A 323-nucleotide genomic window follows, 5' to 3' on the forward strand; every position below is an offset into this window, starting at 1 on the left:
CCCTCTCCTACTACTGGTTTTTCTATACCCTTTCCCTTTTTTAGTTCGCTTGGATAGAACCGAACTCCTAAACAAGGGAGCCCGCGTACTTTGGCAAAAAAACAATGAGCCCAAGCCGCATTTTACGCGTGATCCTATTTCTGCTAGTGTTTTCCTGTCCTGTTGTTAACGCCCAAACTCCTGGCTTTCCAAAGGCTTCCACCGACTCACTGCTGAAAAAACTCAGGCAAGTCCTAGAAAAAGAGCACCTGCCGGGATTGATGATTTCCATGGTAAAAAAGGATGATCACTTTTCGGCAGGACTTGGTTATGCCGATGTCAAG

At 46.1% G+C, this 323-nt stretch carries 1 protein-coding gene; it reads left to right on the forward strand.

Features of this window, described 5'->3' with window-relative positions; genetic code table 11:
* Positions 1 to 104 precede the first annotated feature (104 nt).
* Positions 105 to 323 (forward strand): hypothetical protein (locus tag BWI97_RS28825; RefSeq protein WP_233208093.1); only part of this gene is annotated, 219 nt, incomplete at its 3' end.

Source organism: Siphonobacter sp. BAB-5405 (assembly GCF_002872335.1).
Taxonomy (GTDB): domain Bacteria; phylum Bacteroidota; class Bacteroidia; order Cytophagales; family Spirosomataceae; genus Siphonobacter.